Raw genomic sequence first — 7031 nt, 5'->3', positions numbered from 1 at the left:
GCCCGCCCCATGCCCGGGCTGCGGGGGGGCGGCGCAACGCGCGCGGTGCTCCCTCAAACCGGCCCCCACCCCGGACTCGTGGTGTGCCGGGCCATCGCTCGGCGAGCGCCCGCGGCCCGTGGCAACGCGAAGCCTCCTGCCGCGGTGGACGTCCACCGCGGCAGGAGGCAGGCAGGCCGGCCCTCCCGAGCCGGTCCGGGACGTCAGGCGGCTCTGCCCGAGCGGCCCGACGTCGCTTCGCGGATCAGCTCGGCGTACCGCCGGCCGCTGCTCTTGACCGTGCGCCGCTGCGTCGCGTAGTCGACGTGGACCAGGCCGAAGCGCTTGTCGTAGCCGTACGCCCACTCGAAGTTGTCCAGCAGCGACCACGCGAAGTAGCCGGCCAGCGGCGCGCCCTTGCGGACGGCGCGGGCACAGGCGGCGAGATGCTCCTCCAGGTACCGGGTCCGCTCCGGGTCGTGCACCGAACCGTCGGCCAGGACGACGTCCTGGTACGCCGAGCCGTTCTCGGTGACGTAGATGCGCCGTACGCCGTACTCCTCGGTCAGGCGCAGCAGCAGCTGCTCCAGACCCTCGGCGTGGACCTCCCAGTCCATGTGGGTGTGCCGGGAGCCGGGCAGATAGACCTGCTTGGCGTGCGGGACAGGACCGGTCGCGTCGGCGGTGACGACCTGGCGGAAGTAGTAGTTCACGCCCATCCAGTCGAGCGGCGCCGCGATGAGCTCCATGTCGCCTTCGCGGAGCGGGAGTTCGACTCCGTACAGGTCGACCATGTCCTGCGGGTAGCCGCGTCCGAGGATCGGGTCCAGCCACCAGCGGTTGATGTGGCCGTCGCCGCGCACCGCGGCGGCCCGGTCCGCCTCGCGGTCGGTGGCCGCCTCGACCGGGCTGAGGTTGTTGACGATGCCGACGCGGGCGTCCGAGGACGCGGCGCGGATCGCCTGTACGGCCAGGCCGTGCCCGAGGTGCAGGTGGCAGGAGGCGCGGACGGCGGCGGTCAGGTCGGTGAGACCCGGCGCCATCGTGCCCTCCAGATGGCCGATCCAGGCCGAGCAGAGCGGCTCGTTGAGGGTCGCCCAGTCCTTCACCCGGTCACCGAGGCGTTCCACGGCGACCGAGGCGTACGCGGCGAAGTGCTCGGCCGTCTCCCGGACCGTCCAGCCGCCCCGGTCCTGGAGCGCCTGCGGGAGGTCCCAGTGGTAGAGCGTGGCGAACGGGGTGATCCCGGCGTCGAGCAGGCCGTCGACGAGCCGGTCGTAGAAGTCGAGTCCGGCCTTGTTGACCGGGCCGTCACCGCCCGGGACGATCCGGGGCCAGGCCAGCGAGAAGCGGTAGGCGCCCGCCCCCACCTCCTTGATGAGGGCGATGTCCTCGGGGACCCGGTGGTAGTGATCGCACGCCACGTCACCGGTGTCGTCGCCGGCCACCTTGCCGGGGATGTGGGAGAACGTGTCCCAGATGGAGGGGGCGCGGCCGTCCTCGGCCACGGCTCCCTCGATCTGGTACGCGGCGGTGGCGACGCCCCAGGCGAAGTCGGCCGGGAGAGCGCTGAGGTCGTTCACGGACTTCCTTTCAGAAGCGGTCACTTGACGGCCCCCGCGGTGAGGCCGGCGACGAGGTAGCGCTGCAGGAGCAGGAACCCGGCGACGATCGGCACACTGACGACGAGCGAGGCGGCCATCACCTGGTTCCAGTACACGTCGTTCTGGGTGGCGTAGCCCTGCAGGCCGACGGCCAGGGTGCGGGTGGAGTCGTTGGTCATGACGGAGGCGAAGAGGACCTCGCCCCAGGCCGTCATGAAGGCGTACACGGCGACGGCGACGATGCCGGGCACGGCGGCCGGCACGACGACCCGGAACAGGGCCCCGAGCGGTCCGCAGCCGTCCACCAGCGCCGCCTCGTCCAGATCCTTCGGGATCGAGTCGAAGTAGCCGATCAGCATCCAGATGGAGAACGGCAGCGAGAAGGTCAGATACGTGAGGATCAGGCCGCCGCGCGAGCCGTACAGCGCGATGCCGGTGCTGTTCCCGATGTTGACGAAGATCAGGAAGAGCGGGAGCAGGAAGAGGATCCCGGGGAACATCTGGGTGGAGAGGACCGTGACGGTGAAGACGCGCTTGCCGCGGAACTTGTAGCGGCTCACGGCGTACGCGGAGAACACCGCGATGATCACCGAGAGGACCGTCGCCGACCCCGCCACGATCAGCGAGTTGAGGAAGTAGCGGGCGAGCGGGACGGTCTTCCAGATGTCGAAGTACGGCTTGACGGTCAGTCCGGACGGGATCCAGTGGAACTTCCCCGACACGTCCTGGAGCGGCTTGAGCGAGCTGCTGACCATCACGTAGACGGGCAGCAGGGCGAAGGCGGCCAGGAAGGTCAGGATGATGCGGCGGGTCCAGAGGAACGACTGCGGCGCGGCCATCGGGGACCGCCTCCGGGACTTGTGCACTCGGGGCAGCACGGCCGACTGGGCATGGCTAGGCATCGGCGCCCTTCCTTCCGCGTGAGGTGATGAGCAGGTACACGGCCGTCACGACCAGCAGGAAGAGCAGCAGGAGTACGGACATGGCGGATCCGGTGCCGAAGTTCCAGGTGACGAACGACGACTGGTAGATGTGGATCGAGATCAGGTCCGCGTTCTCCGGCGCCGCCTTGCCGAACAGCACGTACGGGGTGTTGAAGTCGTTGAACGTCCAGAGGAACAGGACGAGCACCAGGACCTGGTTGACCGGGCGCAGGGCCGGCAGGGTGATCTTGCGGATCTGCTGCCAGATGCCGGCGCCGTCGATGGCGGAGGCCTCGTACAGCTCGCGCGGGATGTTCTGCAGCCCCGCCATCACGATGAGGAAGGCGAACGGCCAGCCCTTCCAGACCGAGACGACGATCAGCGCGTAGATGCTGTTGTCGCCGATCAGCCAGAAGGAGGGCTGGTCGGTCAGCCCGAGCTGGTCGTGGAGGACGTGGTTCACCAGGCCGTTGTCCCGCTGGAACATGAACGCCCAGGTGATGACGGCCGCGTAGACCGGCAGGGCGTACGGAACGAGGAAGATCGCCCGGAGGAATCCGCGGCCGCGGAAGTTCTCCTGCAGCATGATCGCCGCCGCGACGCCGAACAGCCAGGCCAGGCCGACGGCGAAGAACGTGAAGACACAGGTGACGAAGAACGAGTGGAGCAGCGCCTCACCGATCGGGGCGTTGATGTCGACGGCGATCTTGAAGTTGTCGAAGCCGGTCCAGGGCGCTCCGCCCCAGTTGTTGATGTAGAACTGCGTGAGCTGGCGGAAGCTCATCACGATCCCGATGACCATCGGGATCACATGGACGAGGAGTTCGAGCAGAACGGCCGGCAGGAGCAGGAGATAGGGCAGTCCGCCCTGGCGGATCCGGTCGGGGATGCGCGGCAGTCTCTTGCGCGCACCCCCGGTGCCCCGGCTCGTCACCAGGTCCGACTTTTCCGTCCGGCTGTCGGTGGTCACGGTGGCGGTCATGAGGGAGCCTTACTGCTGCATCGTCTGCTGGGCCTTTTCGAGGCGCGCCTTGACGGATTCGGTGGTCACGGGGCGTCCGGCTGCTGCGTCGGCCCACAGCTCCTTGACCGCCGTACCCACGGCGGTCTCGAACTGCGACTCGTTCGGCACCTGCGGCAGCGGGGCGGCGCTCGTGGACAGGGTGTCGCGCAGGACCTTCAGGTCGGGGGCGGAGAACGCCTCGTCGGCCTGGGCGGTCTTGACCGGCGGGATCGACCCGTAGGTCTTGTTGAGCAGCTTCTGCTCGGCGTCGCTCGTCATGAACTTCACGAACTTCTTGGCGCCGTCGATGTTCTTGGTGTTCTTGAACACCGCCATGTTGATTCCGGCGACCATGGAGTTCGTGTTCTTGCCCGCGCCGGGGGTGCCCGACGCGACGGGGACCGGGGCCGCTCCCCAGTCCTCGGGCTTCATGCCCTGGGAGGCGAACGTGGAGGCGGCGGCCTGCCAGAGCACCATCGCCGTCTTGCCCTTGGCGAAGTCCGTCAGGGACTGGTTCTGGGCGTACTCGGCGTTGCCCGGGGCGATGATCTTGTCCTTGGCCATGAAGTCGATGTACTGCTTCACGGCCGCGACGGCGCCGTCGGAGGTGAAGGTCGGCTTGCCGGCCTTGTCGAAGAAGTCCGCACCGTGCTGCTGGCCCAGGGCGAAGGCCTGGTGGATGTTGTTGGAGAGGTTGGATCCCTCGGCGCCCAGCCCCCACTTGCCGTCCTTGGAGAGCTTCTTGCCGTCCGCGACCAGCTCGTCCCAGGTGGCCGGCGGCTTGCTGATCCCCGCGTCCGCGAAGCTCTTCTTGTTGTAGTAGAGGGCGTACGCGAGCGAGTAGAGCGGCACCGCGGACGGGTCCTTGCCCTCCGCGCCGGCCGAGGCCACCGCCGAGTCGACGAAGCGGTCCCGGCCGCCGATCGCGTCGAAGTTCTCCTTGTTCCAGGGCAGCAGCGCGCCCGTCGCCTGCAGCGATGCCGACCAGGTGTTGCCGATGTTCAGTACGTCAGGCCCCTGCCCTGACGTGGTGGCGGCGAGGATCCGGTTGAGCAGATCGGCCCAGGGCACGACCTCCAGCTTGACCTTGATGCCGGTCTGCTCCTCGAACTTCTTCAGTTCGGGGGTGAGGATCTTCTTGTCGGCCCCGATGCTGGGGCCCTGGTTGGACGCCCAGTAGGTGAGGGTCTTCGGTGAATCGTTGCTGCCGCCCCCGGCGGACGAACCGCCTCCGCAGCCGGTGACTCCGGCGGCGATGGAGATCGCGAGGGTGGCGGCTGCTGCGGCTCTGATGGTGCGCATGTGGGATGGCCCCTTTCCGGGGAGGCAGGCCGTGTTCGGGAAACGAACGGTATTCAGGCCTTAATTTATGACGTGATTTAAGAGGTGAGGGAAGGTCGCGTCAAGCCCCGCGGTCACGGTATGTTGCGGGAAGGGAAGGAGCCACATGGCTGAGCGCAACAGACGGACCGTGCGTGACCTGCGACGGGGCAACCGGGCGAGGGTTTTGCAACGGTTGTATTTCGACGGCCCGCTGAGCCGCCAGGAGCTCGGCCCCGCCACCGGGCTGAGTTCGGGTTCCATCAGCAACGTCGTCACGGAACTCGCCGCCGAGGGCCTCCTGGAGGAGGCCGGAGTCGTCGATTCCGACGGCGGCCGTCCGCGCACACTGCTGCGCGTCGCGCCCGGCGGCGGACTCCTGATCGGCATCGACATCGGCGAGACCCGGATCAGGGTGGAGCTCTTCGATCTCTCCCTCACCGAACTCGCCCGCACCGAACGGCTGCTGGCCCAGCACGGCTACGACGTCGGCCGCATCGTCGGCCATGTCCGCAGCGGGGTCGCCGACGTCCTGCGGGATGCCGGGGCCGACCCGCGCCGGCTGCTCGGCGTCGGCATCGGCGTACCCGGCATCATCGAGCGGGACGCCCCGGACGGTGCCGCCGGCGACGTGGGCTCGGTCGTCCACGGGCAGACGATCGACTGGAGCGCCGTCCCCTTCGAGCAGCTGCTCCGCGACGCGGTCCGCGTCCCTGCGGAGGTGCCGTTCTTCATCGACAACGGCGCCAAGACGCTGGGCCAGGCCGAGATGTGGTTCGGCGGCGGCCGTGGCGCGGGTGCGTCCGCCATCGCGCTCATCGGCTCCGGCGTCGGCGCCTGTGTCAACCACGGCGACCTTCTCGACGAGGACCGCAGCAGCATGGCCCTCGAATGGGGCCACACCACGGTCCAGCTTCGCGGACGGCGGTGCCGGTGCGGCTCGATCGGCTGTCTGGAGGCCTACGCCGGCGCCGAGGCGATGCGGGAGCGCTGGCACGAGGCGGGCGGCCCGCTCGCCGCCGACGCGGACGACGAGACCGCGCTGGCCGCACTGCTCGCCGCGGCCTACCCCGGTCCGGGCGGGGAGCCCGACCCGCTGGCGGTCTCGCTGCTCGACGAGACGGCCGAATGCCTGGGCGCTGCCCTCGGCGACCTGATCAACCTCTTCCTGCCGGAGCGCATCCTGCTCGGCGGATGGGCCGGCCTGCTGATCGGACCGCACCTGCTGCCCGACATCCGCCGCTACGCGCAGGAGTACGCACTCCGGCATGCCGCGGACCGCACCACGATCGAGATGGGCAGGCTGGGCCCCGACGCGGTCACGGTCGGCGCTGCGACGCTCCCGCTGGCCGACTTCCTCGCCAGGGGCGGCAGCCGCCCGGCCCCCGAGCCCCTCCCCAGCACTCCGGCGCCGGGCGTGTGGGCCGCCGCGGACGCGGTGCGGAAGAGGGAACGCCCGAGGTCGGCGTCCGACGCGGCGGGGTGAGACGGGCGGGTGCGTGTGCGGCGGGTGGCGCCGGACCGGCGCGGCGTACGGGGAGCGGGAGGGCCGCGCGGCCGGCGGCCCGGCTCACCGGCACGGACAGGTCAGGGAGTTGGAGACGAACGGGACGCGGGGCGCCACGCGGCCGGCCAGGCCACGTCCCGGGCGACGGCTCCCGGCACGCCGAGACCGGCCCGGGCGTGTTCGACATAGCGGCTCCGGGCGATCCGGAAGTCCTGATACGCCTCGTCCCAGTTCTGTTCGACCTCGGTGGCGACGCCCCGGGCCAGGCACTCCAACCGCCATACGCAGTGGTCCAGCGTCTTGGACGCCGTGTTCGCCTCGGTGTCGCCGAGCAGCGCGAGGGTCTCGGACAGTGCGGAACGGCGGGACTCCAGCTCGCCGGCCTCCGCGAGCACCTCGGGCGTGGGTTCCAGCGGCAGAGGGCCTGTCACCAGACCGCGGGCGGCGGCGATCATCTGATAGCGGGCCGCCAACTCCTTGACCGCGTAGGCGTATTCGGCATACGCCGTCAAGCGGTGCTCGTCCCACCGCACCGCCTGCTGCCTCCGCCATCTGGTCCGTTCGTTCAAGCTGCTCACCAGGAACGACATCAGCGCTCCGAGAGCGACCCCCGCGAGGGGCAGTATCCGGTCGGTCAGATTCACCAGGGACCCCGATCAAGTGGCACATCGACCAGCCGATCCTTTCCCGGGCTC

General features: G+C 69.6%; 6 protein-coding genes. 1 reads left to right on the top strand and 5 read right to left on the bottom strand.

Going from position 1 to position 7031, the window contains the following annotated elements:
* Nucleotides 1-203: 203 nt before the first annotated feature.
* Genes ACFVW8_RS26620 through ACFVW8_RS26605 form a run of 4 tightly spaced genes read right to left on the bottom strand, consistent with a single transcriptional unit; the run spans nucleotide 204 to nucleotide 4811 of the window.
* On the bottom strand, nucleotides 204-1562 hold the full coding sequence (locus ACFVW8_RS26620) for a GH1 family beta-glucosidase (RefSeq protein ID WP_389694215.1): 1359 nt from the start codon (nucleotides 1560-1562) through the stop codon (nucleotides 204-206).
* Between the two features lie 20 nt (nucleotides 1563-1582).
* Nucleotides 1583-2422: a carbohydrate ABC transporter permease gene (locus ACFVW8_RS26615; RefSeq protein ID WP_389694219.1), complete on the bottom strand. Its 840-nt coding sequence runs from the start codon at nucleotides 2420-2422 to the stop codon at nucleotides 1583-1585.
* Between the two features lie 55 nt (nucleotides 2423-2477).
* Complete coding sequence (locus tag ACFVW8_RS26610; protein WP_389694213.1) at nucleotides 2478-3488, bottom strand: carbohydrate ABC transporter permease; 1011 nt, start codon at nucleotides 3486-3488, stop codon at nucleotides 2478-2480.
* A gap of 9 nt (nucleotides 3489-3497) precedes the next feature.
* Entirely contained in the window at nucleotides 3498-4811 is a 1314-nt protein-coding gene (locus ACFVW8_RS26605) for an extracellular solute-binding protein (protein ID WP_389694211.1), read from the bottom strand.
* A 145-nt stretch (nucleotides 4812-4956) separates the two neighbouring features.
* Between ACFVW8_RS26605 and ACFVW8_RS26600 the strand changes: the two genes are divergently transcribed.
* Nucleotides 4957-6315, top strand: coding sequence for an ROK family protein (locus tag ACFVW8_RS26600; RefSeq protein WP_389694209.1), 1359 nt, complete (start codon nucleotides 4957-4959; stop codon nucleotides 6313-6315).
* Nucleotides 6316-6416: 101 nt separating this feature from the next.
* On the opposite strand, the gene ACFVW8_RS26595 is transcribed toward ACFVW8_RS26600, so the two are convergent.
* The gene (locus ACFVW8_RS26595) at nucleotides 6417-6980 is read right to left on the bottom strand and encodes a hypothetical protein (protein WP_389694207.1); all 564 of its coding nucleotides are present in this window, start codon (nucleotides 6978-6980) and stop codon (nucleotides 6417-6419) included.
* Between the last annotated feature and the right edge of the window lie 51 nt (nucleotides 6981-7031).

Origin of the sequence: Streptomyces sp. NPDC058221, assembly GCF_042882365.1 — a bacterium.
Taxonomy (GTDB): Bacteria; Actinomycetota; Actinomycetes; order Streptomycetales; family Streptomycetaceae; genus Streptomyces.
This window is presented reverse-complemented; position numbering and strand designations above follow the sequence as displayed.

Coding starts and splice junctions, on each gene's coding strand:
- ACFVW8_RS26615 (WP_389694219.1), bottom strand. CDS start 2,422: ATGGCCGCGCCGCAGTCGTTCCTCTGGACCCGCCGCATCATCCTGACC.
- ACFVW8_RS26610 (WP_389694213.1), bottom strand. CDS start 3,488: ATGACCGCCACCGTGACCACCGACAGCCGGACGGAAAAGTCGGACCTG.
- ACFVW8_RS26605 (WP_389694211.1), bottom strand. CDS start 4,811: ATGCGCACCATCAGAGCCGCAGCAGCCGCCACCCTCGCGATCTCCATC.
- ACFVW8_RS26600 (WP_389694209.1), top strand. CDS start 4,957: ATGGCTGAGCGCAACAGACGGACCGTGCGTGACCTGCGACGGGGCAAC.